The 18,381-nt window shown below is 59.7% G+C and carries 20 protein-coding genes; 12 read left to right on the top strand and 8 right to left on the bottom strand.

The window, feature by feature from the left end; translation table 11 throughout:
- The first annotated feature begins 34 nt into the window (after positions 1 to 34).
- Positions 35 to 1,216: an MFS transporter gene (locus AB4O45_RS20425; RefSeq protein ID WP_460160476.1), complete on the top strand. Its 1,182-nt coding sequence runs from the start codon at positions 35 to 37 to the stop codon at positions 1,214 to 1,216.
- On the opposite strand, the gene AB4O45_RS20420 is transcribed toward AB4O45_RS20425, so the two are convergent.
- The 3 genes from AB4O45_RS20420 to AB4O45_RS20410 all read right to left on the bottom strand — a co-directional run bounded on the left by AB4O45_RS20420 (position 1,164) and on the right by AB4O45_RS20410 (position 3,671).
- A complete protein-coding gene (locus AB4O45_RS20420; protein ID WP_460160475.1) occupies positions 1,164 to 2,093 on the bottom strand; it encodes a DMT family transporter in 930 nt (309 codons plus the stop codon). The genes AB4O45_RS20425 and AB4O45_RS20420 overlap by 53 nt on opposite strands.
- Before the next feature lie 253 nt (positions 2,094 to 2,346).
- On the bottom strand, positions 2,347 to 2,739 hold the full coding sequence (locus tag AB4O45_RS20415; protein ID WP_460160474.1) for a DUF2177 family protein: 393 nt from the start codon (positions 2,737 to 2,739) through the stop codon (positions 2,347 to 2,349).
- Positions 2,740 to 2,834: 95 nt separating this feature from the next.
- A complete protein-coding gene (locus tag AB4O45_RS20410) occupies positions 2,835 to 3,671 on the bottom strand; it encodes a CvfB family protein (protein WP_016771157.1) in 837 nt (278 codons plus the stop codon).
- A 339-nt stretch (positions 3,672 to 4,010) separates the two neighbouring features.
- Here AB4O45_RS20410 and AB4O45_RS20405 point away from each other — a divergent pair, with 339 nt between their 5' ends.
- The 3 genes from AB4O45_RS20405 (at position 4,011) to AB4O45_RS20395 (ending at position 6,066) form a co-directional block, all read left to right on the top strand.
- Positions 4,011 to 4,199 (top strand): hypothetical protein, encoded by a 189-nt coding sequence (locus tag AB4O45_RS20405; protein WP_016985943.1) that lies wholly within the window; start codon positions 4,011 to 4,013, stop codon positions 4,197 to 4,199.
- Positions 4,200 to 4,402: 203 nt separating this feature from the next.
- Positions 4,403 to 5,119 (top strand): TorF family putative porin, encoded by a 717-nt coding sequence (locus AB4O45_RS20400; protein WP_056783664.1) that lies wholly within the window; start codon positions 4,403 to 4,405, stop codon positions 5,117 to 5,119.
- A 77-nt stretch (positions 5,120 to 5,196) separates the two neighbouring features.
- Entirely contained in the window at positions 5,197 to 6,066 is an 870-nt protein-coding gene (locus AB4O45_RS20395) for a DUF6279 family lipoprotein (RefSeq protein ID WP_460160473.1), read from the top strand.
- Between the two features lie 120 nt (positions 6,067 to 6,186).
- On the opposite strand, the gene AB4O45_RS20390 is transcribed toward AB4O45_RS20395, so the two are convergent.
- Positions 6,187 to 6,579, bottom strand: a complete 393-nt coding sequence (locus AB4O45_RS20390) for a transcriptional regulator (RefSeq protein ID WP_095180673.1) — start codon at positions 6,577 to 6,579, stop codon at positions 6,187 to 6,189.
- Between the two features lie 174 nt (positions 6,580 to 6,753).
- On the opposite strand from AB4O45_RS20390, the gene AB4O45_RS20385 reads away from it, so the two are divergent.
- From AB4O45_RS20385 to AB4O45_RS20375, 3 genes are all read left to right on the top strand, one after another.
- A complete protein-coding gene (locus AB4O45_RS20385; protein WP_460160472.1) occupies positions 6,754 to 7,497 on the top strand; it encodes a DUF899 domain-containing protein in 744 nt (247 codons plus the stop codon).
- A gap of 256 nt (positions 7,498 to 7,753) precedes the next feature.
- Entirely contained in the window at positions 7,754 to 7,927 is a 174-nt protein-coding gene (locus tag AB4O45_RS20380; protein WP_110645024.1) for a YhfG family protein, read from the top strand.
- 103 nt (positions 7,928 to 8,030) lie between these two features.
- A complete protein-coding gene (locus AB4O45_RS20375) occupies positions 8,031 to 8,306 on the top strand; it encodes a hypothetical protein (protein WP_041478956.1) in 276 nt (91 codons plus the stop codon).
- A gap of 51 nt (positions 8,307 to 8,357) precedes the next feature.
- On the opposite strand, the gene AB4O45_RS20370 is transcribed toward AB4O45_RS20375, so the two are convergent.
- Positions 8,358 to 9,698: a DEAD/DEAH box helicase gene (locus AB4O45_RS20370; protein ID WP_024012040.1), complete on the bottom strand. Its 1,341-nt coding sequence runs from the start codon at positions 9,696 to 9,698 to the stop codon at positions 8,358 to 8,360.
- A gap of 191 nt (positions 9,699 to 9,889) precedes the next feature.
- Between AB4O45_RS20370 and AB4O45_RS20365 the strand changes: the two genes are divergently transcribed.
- Entirely contained in the window at positions 9,890 to 11,188 is a 1,299-nt protein-coding gene (locus AB4O45_RS20365; protein WP_460160471.1) for a mechanosensitive ion channel family protein, read from the top strand.
- A gap of 106 nt (positions 11,189 to 11,294) precedes the next feature.
- On the opposite strand, the gene AB4O45_RS20360 is transcribed toward AB4O45_RS20365, so the two are convergent.
- The 3 genes from AB4O45_RS20360 to AB4O45_RS20350 all read right to left on the bottom strand — a co-directional run bounded on the left by AB4O45_RS20360 (position 11,295) and on the right by AB4O45_RS20350 (position 14,020).
- Positions 11,295 to 12,161 carry a carboxylate/amino acid/amine transporter gene (locus AB4O45_RS20360; RefSeq protein ID WP_460094056.1) on the bottom strand — a complete coding sequence of 289 codons (867 nt, stop codon included), beginning with the start codon at positions 12,159 to 12,161 and terminating at the stop codon, positions 11,295 to 11,297.
- Positions 12,162 to 12,874: 713 nt separating this feature from the next.
- Positions 12,875 to 13,474 (bottom strand): FMN-dependent NADH-azoreductase, encoded by a 600-nt coding sequence (locus tag AB4O45_RS20355; RefSeq protein WP_041478822.1) that lies wholly within the window; start codon positions 13,472 to 13,474, stop codon positions 12,875 to 12,877.
- A 231-nt stretch (positions 13,475 to 13,705) separates the two neighbouring features.
- A complete protein-coding gene (locus AB4O45_RS20350; RefSeq protein ID WP_016771198.1) occupies positions 13,706 to 14,020 on the bottom strand; it encodes a hypothetical protein in 315 nt (104 codons plus the stop codon).
- 49 nt (positions 14,021 to 14,069) lie between these two features.
- Between AB4O45_RS20350 and AB4O45_RS20345 the strand changes: the two genes are divergently transcribed.
- The 4 genes from AB4O45_RS20345 to AB4O45_RS20330 all read left to right on the top strand — a co-directional run bounded on the left by AB4O45_RS20345 (position 14,070) and on the right by AB4O45_RS20330 (position 18,299).
- Positions 14,070 to 14,993 (top strand): LysR family transcriptional regulator, encoded by a 924-nt coding sequence (locus tag AB4O45_RS20345; RefSeq protein ID WP_016771199.1) that lies wholly within the window; start codon positions 14,070 to 14,072, stop codon positions 14,991 to 14,993.
- 14 nt (positions 14,994 to 15,007) lie between these two features.
- Entirely contained in the window at positions 15,008 to 15,811 is an 804-nt protein-coding gene (locus AB4O45_RS20340; protein WP_252885531.1) for an alpha/beta fold hydrolase, read from the top strand.
- Positions 15,812 to 15,814: 3 nt separating this feature from the next.
- Entirely contained in the window at positions 15,815 to 16,378 is a 564-nt protein-coding gene (locus tag AB4O45_RS20335) for a peptidylprolyl isomerase (RefSeq protein ID WP_123442891.1), read from the top strand.
- 88 nt (positions 16,379 to 16,466) lie between these two features.
- Complete coding sequence (locus tag AB4O45_RS20330) at positions 16,467 to 18,299, top strand: ABC transporter ATP-binding protein (protein ID WP_323621858.1); 1,833 nt, start codon at positions 16,467 to 16,469, stop codon at positions 18,297 to 18,299.
- Positions 18,300 to 18,381 lie beyond the last annotated feature (82 nt).

Here is an 18,381-nt window from a genome sequence, read left to right as displayed (position 1 = left end):
TGACGGTCATTGCTGCCTTGAAGGAAGCCCGACCATGTCGCCGCTGATACGTTTATCCGCCTGTTTCATTGCCCTGATGATGGCCATGGGCATCGGCCGTTTCGCCCTGACGCCACAGATGCCGCACCTGCTCAGCGAAGGGCAGATCGACCTCACCGCTGCCGGGCTGATCGCGGCGGCCAACTACTTTGGCTATCTGCTTGGTGCTGTGGATGCGATGTTCGCCCAGCGGCCGCAGCAGGTGCAGCGGCGATTGCATGGCGGGCTGTGGCTGTGCGTGCTGCTGACCCTGGCGTCGTTCTGGGCCAACGGTTTCTGGTCGCACTTGCTGTTGCGTTTTGGTACCGGGGTGGCGAGCGCCTGGGTGCTGGTGATGATTACTTCGCTCAGTCAGCCGCTGGCGGCGGCAGCGGGTCGCCCGCGCTGGGGTGCTCTGGTTTTTGCCGGGCCGGGGCTGGGGATTTTTCTCACAGGCTTGCTGGCGCTGGTCTCACATCGCTTGCAGCAGACATCGGCAACCCTTTGGCTGATTTACGCGGCGGCTGCGTTGCTGATGATGCTCGGCGTTTGGCGGTTGTTGCCGCAGCCTGCAGCGGCAACGAAGACGGCGATCACCCCGGCGACTTCAGCGAATCGAGGCATTGGCCGACTGGCACTGGTGTATGCGCTGTACGGCATCGGCTACATCATTCCGGCGACGTTTCTGGCGCAAATGGCCAACGCGCAGTTTCATGGCCAATGGCAGGCAGATCTGTTCTGGCCGTGTTTTGGCCTCGGCGCGGCGATCGGTGTGTGGTTGGTGAGTCTGCGCCGACATGATCCCGAGACCACGCGGCACTGGCTGATGGCGACGTTGTGGCTGCAAGCGGCCGGAGTGTTCGCCTGCCTGCTGGGCAGCGGCCTCGGCCTGGCGTTGGGGGTGATCCTCTGCGGCACGCCGTTTCTGGCCTGCATGCAACTGGTCATGCAGCGTTCGCGAGAGCTGGCGCCCCACGCCACTCAGCGCAACGCCGGGATGCTCACGGCGTGCTTCGCTGTCGGCCAGCTGAGCGGCCCGCTGCTGGCGGCGCTGAGCAGCCATTTCAGCGGCGGCTTGCAGCCAGCGCTGCTGATCGCCGGCGCCGGCCTGTTGCTGGCCGGCGCGCTGGCGATGCAGGCCAGGGCTACTGGCCCAGCGCCTTGCGCAAACGCCGACGCAGCCACTGTTCGGCGCTGACGAAAGTGATGCCGAGCAGCACCAGCACGGCGCCGATGACGAAGTTCACGCTCAACTGTTCGCCGAGCAGCAGCACGCCGAAGGTCACGCCGAACAACGGCGTCATGAACGAGAAGACCGCAAGGTTGGCCGCCAGATAACGGCGCAGCAGCCAGAACCACACCAGGTAACTGAAGAACGACACCACCAGGCCCTGGAACAGCACACTGGCCACCGCCACGGTAGTCAGGCTGACGTGGGTGATCTGGCCGCTGAACAACGCGATCAACAGCAGACCGAGGAAACCGACCAGCAACTGATAGAACAGGGTCAATGTCACCGGCGCTTCCGACAGTCGCGAGGCGCGCACCACCACGGTGGTCGCGCCCCAACAGGCGCCGGCCAATACGCCGAAGGCATCGCCCAGCAGCATGCGCCGATCAAGGTTGTCCCACGACACACCACCGGCGAAGGCAATCGCGATGCCGATGAACGCCAGCAGAATCCCCAGCCATTGCAACGGGCGCAACCGCTCGCTGGCCAGCAGGAAATGCACGCCGAGTGCGGTGAAGATCGGCGCGGTATACAAGAACACCGACATATGCGCGGCGGTGGTCAATTGCAGACCTTCGGCGATGAACAGAAACTCCAGACCAAACAGCGCACCGGCCAGCAAGCCGCCGCGCCAGGTGCTGCCGACCTGATCCCAACCACCCTTCCAGCAGATCAGCAAACCGACCAGCAACGCAGAAATCCCCGAGCGTCCCGCCGCTTGCATCACCGGCGCGATGTCCGTTGCCGCCCATTTGATCAGGACTTGCTGCACACCCCAGATCAGGCACAGGCCGATCATCACTTGCAGGGCAAAACCGTCGGCATTGCGCCGCTCGGCACTCACCGCAACACCTCGAACACACACAACATGGCAGGCCATCCAATGGTCAGAAAACAGTGTCGGGGATTATCAATCAGATGCGCGGAAAAAGCCGTCTGGAAAAGACCTTTATTTGGTCAGTGGCGTCAGCGCTGAATGGTTGACGGCTGCGCCGTCATTCGCGGGCAAGCCCGCTCCCACAGAGGGTTCGGTGAACACGTGGGAGCGAGCCTGCTCGCGAAGAGGCCAGCATTGCCAACACAACTGCCGAATCAGCTCACGTGAATCGCTTCGCCATCAAATAACCCACCGTGCAAGCAACCGCCGTCGCCACTGTCCCCCACGCCCAGTCCATCAAACTTACCTGCACCGACCAATCGCGCAAGGTCGCCCAATTGGTCAGGTCATAAGTGCCGTACGCCACCAGTCCCAACAGCGCACCCAGCTTCGCCGCCCTTCGCCAGCTCAGCGCCGGCAACACCACGAACACCACGCAGCCAATAACGTACAGGCAATAAAAAACCGCTGCGGGCAACAGCAGCGGTTTATCCAGCATCAGCGAACCGAGCAGTTCGCGATAGGTCGGCGCCATCAGCAGCCCGAGCCAGATGCCATCGAGCAGCAGAAACGTCAGTAGCGTCGAGACGTATGCGATCAGCGCCTTTTTCATTGGCTCACCCCTTTAGATGTGGGAGCCGCCGATTTTCAAGATCAAGATCAAAAGATCGCAGCCTTCGGCAGCTCCTACCATGGGCCTGCGGTGAGTCAGGTTAGTTCAATGCGATCGGCGTGAATGACGATCTTGCCTTCCTTGTACAGCGAGCCGATGGCTTTCTTGAAGTTGCCCTTGCTGACGCCGAACAGGCTGCTGATCAACGCCGGATCACTCTTGTCGCTGACCGCCAGGGTGCCGTCGTTTTCGCGCAACTTGCCGAGGATCTTCGAACTCAGGCTGCTGGCCGCTTCCTGGCCAACCGGTTGCAGGCTCAGGCTGATCTTGCCGTCGGCGCGCACTTCCTTGATGAAGCCTTTCTCGCGCATGCCCGAGCGCATGAACTTGAAGATCTCGTTCTTGTGGATCAAGCCCCAATGCTTGTTATTGATGATCGCCTTGAAGCCCATGTCAGTGGCTTCGGCCACCAGCAGATCAACTTCCTGGCCCGGGCTGTAGGTGGCCGGGGTCTTGTCCAGGTAACGATCAAGACGCGCGGTGGCGGTGATGCGGCGCGTGTGTTTGTCGAGGTAGACGTGCACCACGCAGTATTCGCCAGCGGTCATCTGGCGCTTTTCTTCCGAGTACGGCAGCAACAGATCTTTCGGCAAGCCCCAGTCGAGGAACACGCCGATGCTGTTGACTTCAACCACTTTCAGGCTGGCAAACTCGCCGACCTGAACTTTGGGTTTTTCCGTGGTGGCGAGAAGTTTGTCTTCGCTGTCCAGATAAATGAATACGTTGAGCCAGTCTTCATCTTCGCTGGGAATATCTTTGGGGATATAACGGTTGGGCAAAAGAATTTCGCCATCGGCACCGCCGTCCAGATATAAACCGAAGTTAGTGTGTTTAACCACTTGCAAACTGTTGTAACGCCCGACTAAAGCCATTTCCGAAACCCTCAATACGTGGGCGGCATTCTACCCGTTTTTGCCGCAGACGTCGGGCGACAGATCCTCGCAGCGGAAAATCTGCGTCAACCTGTTGATTTTGCTTGATCACTGCCCGGTGAGGTGCCGCTCGTCAGTCCGGCCGGGCGGCTTGCGGCTGTGCGCAATCGCCTCACACTCGCGCGATGTTCTTATTTAAAACAGGGAGTTAGCGAAACATTAATAGTGTCGAACCGGCAATAATGCAGCGCTGCGGTTGGTTATTCCGGGGGATATTTACCAAGCTATTGTCAAGTTATTCCTGTACGATGCCTGGCCGAGTTACTTTTCTAAAGGTTAATGGCCGCCATGCGTGTAAAAGCATCCACCAGCAAAGCAAAGCCAGCTCCAGCCGTTGAAACCAGCGAATCGATCAACGATCAGATCGCAGCATTCCTCAAGTCCGGCGGCGAGATCCAGCAAATTGCCAAAGGCGTCAGTGGCCAGACATTCGGCCCGTCCAAGCAGATCAGCCTGGGCAAGAAGTAACACCGGTTTTACCCCGTCCAGAGGCGCTTTGAGCTTCGAAGCGCCTGGACTGGCACCGCGCAACATCCCTTCGCTTTAAACAAAAATCCCCGAAAATCGACGAACGGCCATCAATGCCGGGCATTCGCCGGTATCCTTGCACGCGTCTAGATCAAGCGTTTCAGCAGGCCATCGCCCTGCGCTCGCGGTTCATGGAGTGACGCATGCGCCCATTTTCCTGTTTATTGTTCGTCAGCCTGCTGTCAGGCGCGACCGCGCACGCGCAGGTTTTTCAGGGCGAACTGGGCGACTTCGATCTCAAGCTCGGCACCACGCCCAGCCGCAGCATGGCCCAGGGACTGGTCAAGCCGGCGGCGGTCGGCTCGTTTCACGGCGGCCTCGACCTGAGCCACGACAGCGGCGTGTATTTCGGCCAGTACGCGCCGAGCATGGGCATCAGCCCCGGCAAGAACCTCGAGATCGATTCCTACGTCGGCTTCAAGCAACCTTTCGATCAGGTGCTCGGCTACGAAGTCGGGATGATCCATTACAGCTACCCCCGCGTGGACACCCTCGACAGCCAGGAGCTGTTTGGTGGCCTGACTCTGCTCGGCAGTCGCTTCGGCATTGCCCTGAGCAACGACCCGGATAAACAGAACAACACCTTGTTTGCCGACCTCACTGGCAATCAGCCGTTCGGCATCGGCGTGAGCATGAAATACACCACGCACCAATTGAACACACCGGTGGCGGTGGACGGCGGTTACATCAGCAGTTTCACCGATTGGTCGGTGAAGCTGTCGCGACCATTCATGGGTGTCGATCTCGATCTGATCTACAGCAATTCCAGCCTCAGCGGCAGCGATTGCTCGGCCTATTCCGGGCACAACAGCGAGTGCGACGGCCTCGTCACCCTCAAGGCTGTACGCACGTTCTATTGATCGGCTGAACTGCCGCGCGCATCCTGCATCACATAAGAATCAGATTTCCGACGCCAGGCTTTCGCAAGGATTTGCCCATGTCTCGCTGGTTCAAACAGATTGCCGCCCTGCTCATCTTCACCCTCGCCCTCGGCGCTTGCAGCCGCGTGGGCCTTGCCTACCGCAACCTCGACGTGATTATTCCATGGTCGCTGAGTGACTACGTGGACATGAACGGCGAGCAGAAAGACTGGTTCAACGAACGGCTCAAGGAACATCTGAGCTGGCACTGCACCACGCAGTTACCCGGTTACCTCGACTGGCTGGACCGTTTGCAGGCCATGGTCGAGAGCAATCAGGTCAGCGACGCCGCGCTACAGGAGCGCACCGCCGAAGCCAAGCAGGCCATTGCCGAAACCGCCCGGGAAATCACCCCTTCGGCCATCGAGCTGCTGCAAGGCCTGGACGATAAACAGGTCGCAGAAATGAACGACGCGTTTGCCAAGGATTTGCGCAAACGTCAGCAGGAATACGTGAAACCGCCGTTGGCCCAACAGATCAAGGAACGCGGCGAGCGCATGGAAAAACGCCTGAACGACTGGCTGGGTCCGCTCAGCGACACACAGAAACAACGCGTCGCGGCCTGGACCAACGCCTTGGGCGACCAGAACACTCAATGGATCGCCAACCGCGCGCACTGGCAGCAACAGTTCAGTGCCGCCGTTGCGCAACGCCAAAGCCCGGAATTCCCACAACGCATCGAGACACTTCTGGTCAACCGCGAGCGGTTGTGGACAGCGGACTACCGCGAGGCCTACGCCAACACTGAAGCCCAGGCACGCTCGCTGTTTGTCGATCTGATGGCGCAGAGCACGCCGCAACAGCGTGAGCGGTTGTTGAAGAAAATCGAGGGCGTGCGCAAGGACTTCAATGACCTGAAATGCCTGAAGGCCGCGCAGAAACCTTGAGATTACTGGAATCCAATGTGGGAGCGAGCCTGCTCGCGAAAGCGGTGTATCAGACAGTTCAATGTCACTGACAAACCGTATTCGCGAGCAGGCTCGCTCCCACAGGGGGATTTCGCTGGCTCAGGCGATTTGAGCCTTTGAAGCGACTTCATCAAATGTCACCTCATCCAGCGCATCCTCCTGCTCATCCAGCACCTGACGCGGGTGGTCGTTGCCGGGGATGCTGCTGTCGATCAGGCTCAGCAGGCTGGAACCGCGCTGCGTCAGAATGAAATTGTTGCCGGTACTGCCTTCATGATCCGGACGCGGCTCGATATAACCACGGTCAAGCAGCAGACTTTCATACTCACAGGCCAGCGTTTTCAAATGGTCGAGATTCTCGATCGGCTCGCCGGCGCTGGCTTTCTCGGCCGCGTAGGCTTCGGCATAAGCGCGGGGAGCGAAGCTCTGTCCAGCGCTGTTCTGCACTTCATGCAGCAAACGTTCAATCAAATCCCAGTTATAAGTTGTCATCCTGGTTCAACCTCCGGTGCGGGTGATTTGTGCCGCTTTCAAAGGTTGTGACCCAAGCGCTGCGCAGCCGTTCAGCCGCATATCTTCGCGGCGACCGACCGGCGGTCTGTCGATTCTCTCGCTGGTTAAACGACTAGTCTGAAACAGCCGGTTCAACCCGCAGGAGACATGGTCATGAACGTTGCAAACCATCCGGTGGTATCACGCGAAGAATGGCTCGCTGCCCGCCAGCAGCATCTGGCCCACGAAAAAGCCTTCACCCGGGAACGCGATCGCCTCAGCGCCGAGCGCCGCGCCCTGCCGTGGGTAAAAGTCGACAAGGACTATCACTTCCAAGGTCCGAACGGCGAACTGAAGCTCAACGATTTGTTTGGCAACAACAGCCAGTTGATCATCTACCACTTCATGTTTGCTGAAGGCTGGGAAGAAGGCTGCCAGGGCTGCTCGTTCCTCAGTGACCACATTGACGGCGCCAACCAGCACCTGGCCCACCACGACGTCGCAGTTGTCGCCGTTTCCCACGCGCCGTTCAACGAGTTTCAGGCGTTCAAACAACGCATGGGCTGGAAATTCGACTGGGTCTCGTCAGAAGGTTGCGATTTCAATTACGACTTCGGCGTCTGCGCCCGGGCTGAAGACGTCGCCGAGGGCAAGGCTACCTACAATTACGAAAAAACCGACAGCGCCGAGGAAGAAATGCCGGGGCTGAGCGTGTTTTATCGCAATGACGAAGGCGAGATTTTTCACACCTATTCAACGTACGCACGCGGTCTGGACATGCTGGTCGGCGCTTACCACTACCTTGATCTGACGCCCAAGGGCAGGAATGAAGACGAGATCATGGAATGGGTGCGACATCATGATCGGTATGACGGTGTGCCGAAGTCGGGTTGCTGTCATGGTGAGCAGCGATCTTGAGTTCACTGTGGAGAAAACACACGAGGACCTGTGGGAGCGAGCCTGCTCGCGAAAAACGATTACACGACAAGGCGGTGCTAACGTGTCGCCTGTTTCGCGAGCAGGCTCGCTCCCAAGGAGAACAATGTCTGGTTGGGAATTTGGCACGCACGTCGAAATGTTGTTCAACGCTGTATCGTTTGTGCCGTATTAAGCCGACAGGGCTCTGCGGATGTGCGTCCGCTATAATACGAGGTTCTGACATGGACAGGCGCCAATGCAAAAGCTCAGTTTAGAAACCAAAAAAATCTGGTTTGCCAAGCATCGCAAAGCCAACTTCGCAGCGAGTTTGCGTCTTGAAGGTTTCGTTCCGTCTGCTTGTGAAGGCGAGATCAAGCTGCCGACGCGAGAGGCCGCGTTGAAAGCTATCTTGCAATTAGCTGAAACGTAGCTGTGGACTTTGATCCGCATTCCTCCTGCGAAGCTTACTGAACTTTTGCCACGCTTCAGCCCTCAACCGGTTAACCCGCCTTAACCGGAACTGAGGCCTGCCCATGAAAATCCTGATCAAGCTCTCCCTCGCCGCCACTCTCGCCTGCGCCCTGCCCGTCTGGGCTTGCACGCCGGAAGAGGCGACGATCAAACGCGAACAACTGGCCAAGGAAGTCTCAAAGCTCACCGAGCAGAATCCGGAAAAAGCCAAGGAGATTAACGCCGAGTTGCAGAAAATGGATCTGGGCACGGCCAGCGCCGATCTGCCGGACAAGTGCCAGTTGATCGATCAGCGTTTGAAGGAACTGGGATCGGCGGAGAAAAAAGCCGACAGTTGAGGACGAAAAAAAACCGGACATTGTCCGGTTTTTTTATGCGCGTTCTAAAGCTTACTCGGCCGCAGGTTCTGCTGGCTTGCGACGCTTGAGCGGGGCCATGCCGTCGCTGCTCACCAGAGAATCCGGCTTTGGACGGTTGACGCTCTTGCGCTTGGTCGGCGTCTTGGCGGCGGTTTTCTTCTTGTCGCCCTTGGCGTCGGTCTTTTTCTTCTTCACGCCGACGGCTTTGCCCGAGGCCTTGACCTTTTTCGGTCCGCCGTAGGTGCCTTTGACTTCCTTGATGGTGCGGCGCTCGAAGCTTTGCTTCAGGTAGCGCTCGATGCTCGACATCAGGTTCCAGTCGCCGTGGCAGATCAGCGAGATCGCCAGGCCATCGTTGCCGGCGCGGCCGGTACGACCGATGCGGTGCACGTACTCGTCGCCGCTGCGTGGCATGTCGAAGTTGATCACCAGATCCAGACCGTCGACGTCCAGACCACGGGCCGCAACGTCAGTCGCGACGAGGATCTTTACGCCGCCCTGTTTCAGTCGATCGATCGCCAGTTTGCGATCCTTCTGGTCTTTCTCGCCGTGCAGCACGAACGCCTTGTATTCCTGGGCCACGAGGCGGCCGTAGATGCGGTCGGCCATGGCGCGAGTGTTGGTGAAGACGATGGCCTTCTGGTAGGTCTCGTTGGCCAACAGCCAGTTCACAATCTGCTCTTTGTGCTGATTGTGGTCGGCGGTGATGATTTGCTGACGAGTCGTCGAGTTGAGCTGGCTGACCGCATTGAGCTGCAGGTGCTCAGGGTTGTTCAGGACCTTGGCGATCATTTCGCGCAGGCCGGAACCGCCGGTGGTGGCGGAGAACAGCATGGTCTGCTGACGGTTCGGGCACTCATCGACCAGACGCTGCACGTCTTCGGCGAAACCCATGTCGAGCATGCGGTCGGCTTCGTCGAGGACCAGCACTTCAACTTCTTTCAGGTCGAGGTTGCCGGCATTGAGTTGCTCGATCATCCGCCCCGGGGTGCCGATGAGGATGTCCGGCACTTTGCGCAGCATGGCGGCCTGCACCTTGAAGTCTTCGCCGCCAGTGATCAGGCCGGACTTGATGAAGGTGAACTGCGAGAAGCGTTCGACTTCCTTCAAAGTCTGCTGGGCCAGCTCACGGGTTGGCAGCAGGATCAGCGTCTTGATGCTGACGCGGATCTTCGCCGGGCCGATCAGGCGATTGAGGATCGGCAGGACGAAAGCGGCGGTTTTGCCGCTGCCGGTTTGCGCCGTCACCCGCAGATCACGCCCCTGGAGCGCCAGCGGGATGGCCGCGGCTTGCACTGGCGTTGGCTCGACAAATTTCAGCTCGGCCACGGCTTTGAGCAGGCGTTCGTGCAGGGCGAATTGGGAAAACACGGGTGCTACCTCGAAGATATGCAAAAAAACAGCTGCATAGGTTACCGGTTTCGAGCGCTCAGGCCGAGTTTCTTTGTGCAAACGCCGACAATCAGTGGTTTTTTTGTTGCCCGATTTGTCACTCGCTGCAATACACAGCGTCTTAAATGCTCTAATCGGCCCTCGCGTCTTACAGAAGAAACGTTTCGCTCATGGATATCAAACAGCTCTGGTTCAAAGCCCAAGGCCTCTGGGGCACGCTCGAAGAGCACCCACTTCTGCAATCGGGACTGGCGCTGCTGGTGCTGCTGGTCATCGCGCTGGTGCTCGGGCGAGTGGCGCGTTACCTGATCCTGCACGCCAGCCGCATGCTCGGCCGCCAACCGGCGTTGCACTGGATCAACGACTTTCGCCACAACAAGGTGTTTCAACGGCTGGCGCAGATGACGCCGTCGCTGGTGATCCAGTTCGGCCTGCACCTGGTGCCGGAGCTGAGCAAAACCGCGATGAATTTCCTCGGCAACGTCGCGCTGGCCTTCACCATTCTGTTCCTGCTGCTGGCGGTCAGCGCCCTGCTCAACGCCCTGCTCGACATCTACGCGCGCACCGAGCATGCGCGTACACGTTCGATCAAAGGCTACGTGCAACTGGCGAAAATGGTTTTGTACGTGTTCGGCGCGATCATCATCGTCGCCACCCTGATCGACCGCTCGCCGCTGTTGCTATTGTCCGGTCTGGGTGCGATGTCGGCAGTGATTCTGTTGGTCTACAAGGACACCCTGCTGTCGTTCGTCGCCAGCGTGCAGCTGACCAGCAACGACATGCTGCGCGTCGGTGACTGGATCGAGATGCCGCAAGTCGGCGCCGATGGCGACGTGGTCGACATCACGTTGCACACGGTCAAGGTACAGAACTTCGACAAGACGATCGTCTCGATCCCAACCTGGCGCCTGATGTCCGAGTCATTCAAGAACTGGCGCGGCATGCAGCAGTCCGGCGGTCGGCGGATCAAACGCAGCCTGTTCATTGATGCCAGCGGCGTGCGCTTCATTCGCGACGACGAGGAAGAAAAGCTTTCGCAGGTGCACCTGCTGACCGACTACATGGGCCGCAAGAAAGCCGAGCTCAAGGCCTGGAATGAGGCCCAGGGCAATGTCGCGGCGATGTCGGCCAACCGCCGCCGCATGACCAATATCGGCACCTTCCGCGCCTATGCGCTGGCGTATCTGAAGAGTCACCCGGAGATTCAGCCGAACATGACCTGCATGGTCCGGCAGATGCAGACCACCGCGCAGGGCATTCCGCTGGAAATCTACTGCTTCACCCGCACCACGGTGTGGGCCGATTACGAGCGGATTCAGGGGGATATTTTCGATTACCTGCTGGCTGTGTTGCCGGAGTTCGGGCTGAGTTTGTATCAGCAGCCGAGTGGTGGGGATTTGCGTGCGGGGTTGCTGCCGGCGGTGTTGGGCTCGGCGACTATTCCGGAGCCGGAAAAACACCTGATGTAACCCAAAGATCAAATGTAGGAGCGAGCCTGCTCGCGAATGCAATGTGTCAGTCGCCCCATACTTATCTGACCCAACGCCTTCGCGAGCAGGCTCGCTCCCACAGGGGTTATGCGGCGGCCGGGGATTTGCGGATGCCCAACCGACTGATCCACACCGCTGCCAGAATCACACCCCCGCCAAGGAACAACCGCCCCAGTTCCTCATGCTGATTCCAGATCAGCAGATTCAACAACAATCCCACCGGCACATGCAGGTTGTTCATCACCGCCAGGGTACCGCCGTTGACCATGCACGCGCCCTTGTTCCACCAGTACAGACCCAGCGCCGTCGACACCAGTCCGAGAAACAGCAACACCGCCCATTGCAGCGGCGCTTCCGGCAGGAAGTTCGACTTGCCGAACAACAGGAACGCTGGCAGCACAACCGCCAATGCGCCCAAGTAGAAATAACCGAAGCGGCGGTAATGCGGCAGGTCACTCGGATGCTTCGCCACCAGATGCTTGTACAGGACCTGCCCGGCGGCATAAGTGAAGTTGGCCAGTTGCAGCAGCAGAAAGCCCATGAAGAAGTCGGGGCTGATGCTGTCGAAGCGAATCACCGCCGCACCGCCGACTGCTACCAGCGCAGCTATCAATGCCCACGGGTTGAAGCGGCGGTTCAGCGCGTCTTCGATCAACGTCACGTGCAGCGGCGTGAGAATCGTGAACAGCAACACCTCCGGCACCGTCAGCACGCGGAAGCTCAGGTACAGGCAGACGTAAGTCACCCCGAACTGCAACGCGCCGATCAGCAACATGCCACGCATGAACGCCGGCTCCACCGAACGCCAGCGCGTCAACGGAATAAACACCAGCCCCGCCAGCAACACACGCACCAGCACCGCAAAGTAACTGTCGACATGCCCAGCCAGGTATTCGCCGATCAGACTGAAGGAAAACGCCTGGATCAGCGTGACAAAAAGTAGATAGCCCATGCTCGCCTCGAAAATCGAATGGCGGCGACGATAGCGGTTTTTCGGATGGGCTCCAACAGCAAACGGCGCCGGAATCAAAAGCCCCTCACCCTAGCCCTCTCCCGGAGGGGAGAGGGGACTGACCGAGGTGGTTGGGCAAGCTACGCCGACATGAAATACCGCATCGAATCCAAAGAAGCCAAAAACCGGCCCTCCACCGCTCAACACAATGAGCGCAAGCTCGAGTACCGCTCTTGATCTTGATCCACCCGCCCCGTCGGCAGGCTGAGCGGAGGGATTGATCCGGGCGTGGGAGCGCAGCGACCGTCTGGCGCAGCCAGACACAGCGGAAGGAGGTGCAGCGAAGCAAACCGGAGCCGCTGCGCCCGGATCGATCCCGCAGCGAAGGAACCCCGAGCCCCAGCGAGCGGGCCGAACGTTGGGGCACAGACCTTTGGTTACTTTGGGGCGTTTGCCAAAGTGACCCGCTGTAAGAGCGGAACCGCCAGCCGCAACACCGCAGTAACGGATATTCACCCAAAACCCCAAGAGCCTGGTCGGCCCAAAGGCCGCCAAGAAAACCCAGACAAAAAAAAGCCCGATCTCGCTAAAGCGTTCAATCGGGCTACAGCACTCAGGAGCAAAAGTGCAAAGGGAGGTTCGATGCGCGTGGAACCTTGAAGGGGTTGCGCCAGGTCACTTAAACAATCGGCGATTATCTGGCGATTAACCGATCAAGCGACCTGAGACAATTTGGCGTTGGCCTGATTCAGGCCCTTCTCCTGGAAGTCACCGCCCAGGTTCATGCCCTCAGCATGGATAAAAGTCACGTCGTTGATCCCGATGAAACCCATCACCTGACGCAGGTACGGTTCCTGATGATCCGCCGGGCCACCGGCATACACGCCACCGCGAGCGGTCAGGACAAAGGCGCGCTTGCCGCTGAGCAGACCTTGCGGGCCAGTTTCGGTGTACTTGAAGGTCACCCCGGCACGCAGCACATGGTCAAGCCAGGCCTTGAGCGTGCTCGGGATCGCAAAGTTGTACATCGGTGCAGCCATCACCAGCACGTCGGCGGCAAGCAGCTCATCAGTCAATTGGTTGGAGCGGTCCAGCGACGCCTGTTCGCTGTCGTTGCGCTGTTCGGCGGGTTTCATCCAGCCACCCAGCAAATTGGCGTCCAGATGCGGCACCGGGTTGGCGGCGAGGTCACGCACGGTGATCTGATCGGCAGGGTGCGCGGCTTTCCACTGAGCGATGAAGGTCTGGGTCAGTTGACGGGAAACCGAATCTTGCTGGCGGGCACTGCTTTCGATGATCAGAACGCGGGACATGGTGTGTAGCCTCCATCCGAGAATGTTGTAAGTCGATGGAGTGAAGGTTAAACAGAGTCGAATCGATGAAAAAGCGCAAATATCCGCTGTAATCCATCGATAAATTCGTTTATAAGCTAAACCCATATCCCCGTGGGAGCGAGCCTGCTCGCGAAAGCGGAATGTCAGTCACATCATCTCTGGATGACACTCCGTCTTCGCCAGCAGGCTCGCTCCCACAGGGTAATAGCGTTATTTCGGGGTGCAGGTCAGTTTGATGCGCAGCTTGATGATCTCGCGGGTGAACTTGGCCGTGGCGTTTTTATGCTTGCCCGCCGGCACGTCGATGCTGCGCGTGCGCGGTGCTTCCGGGCCGTTGCTGAACACCGCACGGCAGGTCGCGTCGACATCACCGTAGTTGGCCACGCGGATCGAGCCGATGTCGTTGTCCGTGTCGTAAGTCTCGTAGTCGATCTTCATGCCGTTGAGATCCTTTTGCACATCGATCGGATAGGCAAACGCGGTCAACGGCAGCAGCGCCAGCACCACACAACAGAATTTTTTCATTCGGCAGTCTCCATGAGGGACGGCCAGCTTAGGACAAGAGGAGCTATTGATGAAAGCGCCCCGCGTGACCCTTGATCAATGGCGAACGTTGCAGGCCGTGGTCGACCACGGCGGATTCGCCCAGGCCGCCGAGGCCCTGCACCGTTCGCAATCGTCGGTGAGCTACACCGTCGCCCGCATGCAGGATCAGCTCGGCGTGCCGTTGCTGCGCATCGACGGGCGCAAAGCTGTGCTCACCGAGGCCGGCGGCGTGTTGTTGCGCCGTTCGCGGCAATTGGTCAAACAGGCCAGCCAACTCGAAGACCTCGCCCATCACATGGAGCAAGGCTGGGAAGCGGAAGTGCGGCTGGTGGTGGATGCGGCCTACCCGAGCGCGCGGATCGTCCGCGCGCTGACCGCGTTCATGCCGCAGAGTCGCGGCTGCCGCGTGCGTTTGCGCGAGGAAGTGTTGTCGGGGGTCGAGGAAGTGCTGCTCGAAGGCGTGGCGGACCTGGCGATCACCGGCCTGAGCATTCCGGGCTACCTGGGTGCGGAGTTGAGCGATGTCGAGTTCGTCGCCGTCGCCCATCCTGATCACCCGCTGCATCGGCTCAATCGCGAGCTGAGCTTTCAGGATCTGGAAACCCAGATGCAAGTGGTGATCCGCGACTCCGGCCGCCAGCAGCCGCGCGATGTCGGCTGGCTCGGCGCCGAGCAGCGCTGGACCGTCGGCAGCCTTGCCACCGCCGCGACCTTTGTCAGCAGCGGCCTGGGTTTTGCCTGGCTACCGCGACACATGATCGACCGCGAATTGAAGGATGGTTCGCTCAAGCTGCTACCGTTGGATCGAGGCGGCAGCCGCAATTCGAGCTTTTATCTGTATTCGAACAAGGACAAACCCCTGGGCCCGGCCACGCAGATCCTCATCGAACTGCTGCGCACCTTCGACACCTTGCCGCTGGACGCACCGTTTGCCGCACCTGAACAAGCCTGACACGGAGTTCACCGATGGCGTATTTCGAGCACGAAGGTTGCAACCTGCACTACGAGGAATATGGCCACGGTGCGCCGTTGCTGCTGGTTCACGGGCTCGGCTCGAGCACCCTGGACTGGGAAATGCAGATCCCGGCGCTGGCCGCGCACTACCGGGTGATCGTCCCGGACATTCGCGGCCACGGGCGCTCGGACAAACCCCGCGAGCGCTACAGCATTGCCGGGTTCAGCGCCGACCTGCTGGCCTTGATCGAGCACCTGCGCCTCGGCCCGGTGCACTACGTCGGGCTGTCGATGGGCGGGATGATCGGTTTTCAGCTGGCCGTCGATCAGCCGCAGGTGCTCAAGAGCCTGACCATCGTCAACAGCGCGCCACAAGTCAAATTGCGCACCCGCGACGACTACTGGCAGTGGTTCAAACGCTGGAGCCTGATGCGCCTGCTCAGCCTGGAAACCATCGGCAAAGCCCTCGGCAGCAAACTTTTCCCCAAGCCGGAACAGGCCGATCTGCGACGGAAAATGGCCGAACGCTGGGCAAAAAACGACAAACGTGCTTATCTCGCCAGCTTCGATGCGATCGTGGGCTGGGGCGTTCAGGAACGACTTTCCCGGGTGTCCTGTCCAACGCTCGTCATCAGCGCCGACCGTGATTACACACCGGTGGCGTTAAAAGAAACCTATGTAAAACTGCTGCCGGATGCGCGGCTGGTGGTCATTGACGACTCGCGCCATGCCACCCCGCTCGATCAACCCGAACGCTTCAATCACACGCTGCTGGATTTTCTCGCCACAGCCGACCTTCACTCTCAGGATCACTGACCCATGCTGAAAAAACTCGCCCTCGCCGCCGGCTCCGTACTGTTTGCCGCCAACCTGATGGCTGCTACCCCGGCCAAGGCGCCCCACGTGCTGCTGGACACCACCAACGGCCAGATCGAAATCGAACTGGACCCGGTCAAGGCACCGATCAGCACGAAGAACTTCCTTGAATACGTCGACAGCGGTTTCTACAACAACACCATTTTCCACCGCGTGATCCCGGGCTTCATGGCTCAGGGCGGCGGCTTCACCCAGCAGATGCAACAGAAAGAAACCAAGGCGCCGATCAAGAACGAAGCCAGCAATGGCCTGCACAACGTTCGTGGCACCCTGTCGATGGCGCGTACTTCCAACCCTGATTCGGCGACCAGCCAGTTCTTCATCAACGTTGCCGACAACGCATTCCTCGATCCGGGCCGTGACGCCGGTTACGCGGTGTTCGCCAAAGTGGTCAAGGGCATGGATGTCGTAGACGTCATCGTCAACTCGCAGACCACCACCAAACAAGGCATGCAAAACGTGCCTGTCGACCCTGTGATCATCAAGTCGGCCAAGCGCATCGACTGAGTTTCGCCGGGCATATCGAGCGGCGCCGGGCTGAGCCTGCGCCGCTCGCACTGATAAAAGGAGAGCCCGGATTCCGGGCGGTTATCTGATGCTCTATCGCCGTTTCGAACAACTTATCGATATCTTCCGCGACGCCCCGACGGCGTCCCCGCCGGACCGCGTCTGGCCCTTCTACGTCTATTACCTGAAGCAGGTCTGGCCGAGTTTCGCTGCCCTGCTTGTTATCGGCCTGTTTGCCTCATTGATTGAGGTTGCGCTGTTCAGTTACCTGAGCCGCATCATCGATCTGGCGCAAGGCACGCCCAACCCGAATTTCTTCAGCGACCACGCCCTCGAATTGACCTGGATGCTGGTGGTCGCTCTGGTGCTGCGACCGATCTTCTTTGCTCTGCACGACCTGCTGGTGCATCAGACCCTGAGCCCGGGCATGACCAGCATGATCCGCTGGCAGAACCACAGTTACGTGCTCAAGCAGAGCCTGAATTTCTTCCAGAACGACTTCGCCGGGCGCATCGCCCAGCGCATCATGCAGACCGGCAACTCGCTGCGCGATTCCGCCGTGCAAGCGGTGGACGCGCTGTGGCACGTGGTGATCTATGCGATCAGCTCGCTGGTGCTGTTCGCCGAGGCCGACTGGCGCCTGATGATCCCGTTGCTGACCTGGATCGTCGCCTACATCGGCGCGCTGTATTACTTCGTGCCGCGCGTGAAAGAGCGTTCGGTGGAAGCCTCTGACGCGCGCTCGAAATTGATGGGCCGTATCGTCGACGGCTACACCAACATCGCCACGCTGAAACTGTTCGCCCACACCAACTTCGAACAGCACTACGCCAAGGAAGCGATCGAGGAACAGACCGTCAAAGCGCAGATGGCCGGTCGCGTGGTGACCAGCATGGACGTGGCGATCACCGCGATGAACGGCCTGCTGATCGTCGGCACCACGGCGCTGGCATTGTGGCTGTGGACGCAGTCACTGATCACCGTCGGCGCGATTGCCCTGGCCACCGGCCTGGTGATTCGCATCGTCAACATGTCCGGCTGGATCATGTGGGTGGTCACCGGCATTTTCGAAAACATCGGCATGGTCCAGGACGGTCTGCGCACCATTTCGCAACCGGTCAGCGTCACCGACCGCGAGCAGGCCAAACCGCTGGCCGTGGCCTCGGGCGAAGTGCGTTTCGAGCACGTGGATTTTCACTACGGCAAGAAGAAAGGCATCATCGGCGACCTCAATCTGACGATAAAACCGGGGGAAAAAATCGGCTTGATCGGCCCGTCCGGCGCCGGCAAATCGACCCTGGTCAACCTGTTGCTGCGCCTGTACGACGTCGAGGGCGGGCGCATCCTGATCGATGGGCAGAACATTGCCGAAGTCGGCCAGGAAAGCCTGCGTGCGCGGATCGGCATGATCACTCAGGACACCTCGCTGTTGCACCGCTCGATCCGCGACAACTTGCTTTACGGCAAACCCGACGCCACCGACGCCGAACTGTGGGAGGCGGTGCACAAGGCTCGCGCCGATGAGTTCATTCCACTGCTGTCCGACGCTGAAGGCCGCACCGGTTTCGACGCGCATGTCGGCGAGCGCGGGGTGAAGCTCTCGGGTGGTCAGCGCCAGCGCATCGCGATCGCGCGGGTGCTGCTCAAGGACGCGCCGATCCTGATCATGGACGAAGCCACCTCGGCACTGGATTCGGAAGTCGAAGCGGCGATCCAGGAAAGCCTCGAGACCTTGATGCAGGGCAAAACCGTAATCGCCATCGCCCACCGTCTCTCCACCATCGCGCGCATGGACCGCCTGGTGGTGCTGGAAAACGGCAAGATTGCCGAGAGCGGCACCCACGCCGAACTGCTCGCCCATCGCGGCTTGTATGCGCGCTTGTGGGCACACCAGACCGGAGGCTTTGTCGGCATCGATTGATCGCGCGATATGATCGTTCCCACGCTCCGCGTGGGAACGCCTCAAGGGACGCTCCGCGTCCAGTGATGCGGAGCGTCACGGC

This window comes from Pseudomonas sp. S2_B10 (assembly GCF_054668425.1).
The sequence above is the reverse complement of the archived record's forward strand: the minus strand, read 5'-3'. Positions and strand labels throughout refer to the sequence as shown.

Excerpts from the sequence above, each read along its gene's own strand:
- AB4O45_RS20425 (WP_460160476.1), top strand. The coding sequence starts at position 35 with ATGTCGCCGCTGATACGTTTATCCGCCTGTTTCATTGCCCTGATGATG.
- AB4O45_RS20415 (WP_460160474.1), bottom strand. The coding sequence starts at position 2,739 with ATGAAAAAGGCGCTGATCGCATACGTCTCGACGCTACTGACGTTTCTG.
- AB4O45_RS20410 (WP_016771157.1), bottom strand. The coding sequence starts at position 3,671 with ATGGCTTTAGTCGGGCGTTACAACAGTTTGCAAGTGGTTAAACACACT.
- AB4O45_RS20405 (WP_016985943.1), top strand. The coding sequence starts at position 4,011 with ATGGCCGCCATGCGTGTAAAAGCATCCACCAGCAAAGCAAAGCCAGCT.
- AB4O45_RS20400 (WP_056783664.1), top strand. The coding sequence starts at position 4,403 with ATGCGCCCATTTTCCTGTTTATTGTTCGTCAGCCTGCTGTCAGGCGCG.
- AB4O45_RS20395 (WP_460160473.1), top strand. The coding sequence starts at position 5,197 with ATGTCTCGCTGGTTCAAACAGATTGCCGCCCTGCTCATCTTCACCCTC.
- AB4O45_RS20390 (WP_095180673.1), bottom strand. The coding sequence starts at position 6,579 with ATGACAACTTATAACTGGGATTTGATTGAACGTTTGCTGCATGAAGTG.
- AB4O45_RS20385 (WP_460160472.1), top strand. The coding sequence starts at position 6,754 with ATGAACGTTGCAAACCATCCGGTGGTATCACGCGAAGAATGGCTCGCT.
- AB4O45_RS20380 (WP_110645024.1), top strand. The coding sequence starts at position 7,754 with ATGCAAAAGCTCAGTTTAGAAACCAAAAAAATCTGGTTTGCCAAGCAT.
- AB4O45_RS20375 (WP_041478956.1), top strand. The coding sequence starts at position 8,031 with ATGAAAATCCTGATCAAGCTCTCCCTCGCCGCCACTCTCGCCTGCGCC.
- AB4O45_RS20365 (WP_460160471.1), top strand. The coding sequence starts at position 9,890 with ATGGATATCAAACAGCTCTGGTTCAAAGCCCAAGGCCTCTGGGGCACG.
- AB4O45_RS20360 (WP_460094056.1), bottom strand. The coding sequence starts at position 12,161 with ATGGGCTATCTACTTTTTGTCACGCTGATCCAGGCGTTTTCCTTCAGT.
- AB4O45_RS20355 (WP_041478822.1), bottom strand. The coding sequence starts at position 13,474 with ATGTCCCGCGTTCTGATCATCGAAAGCAGTGCCCGCCAGCAAGATTCG.
- AB4O45_RS20350 (WP_016771198.1), bottom strand. The coding sequence starts at position 14,020 with ATGAAAAAATTCTGTTGTGTGGTGCTGGCGCTGCTGCCGTTGACCGCG.
- AB4O45_RS20345 (WP_016771199.1), top strand. The coding sequence starts at position 14,070 with ATGAAAGCGCCCCGCGTGACCCTTGATCAATGGCGAACGTTGCAGGCC.
- AB4O45_RS20340 (WP_252885531.1), top strand. The coding sequence starts at position 15,008 with ATGGCGTATTTCGAGCACGAAGGTTGCAACCTGCACTACGAGGAATAT.
- AB4O45_RS20335 (WP_123442891.1), top strand. The coding sequence starts at position 15,815 with ATGCTGAAAAAACTCGCCCTCGCCGCCGGCTCCGTACTGTTTGCCGCC.
- AB4O45_RS20330 (WP_323621858.1), top strand. The coding sequence starts at position 16,467 with ATGCTCTATCGCCGTTTCGAACAACTTATCGATATCTTCCGCGACGCC.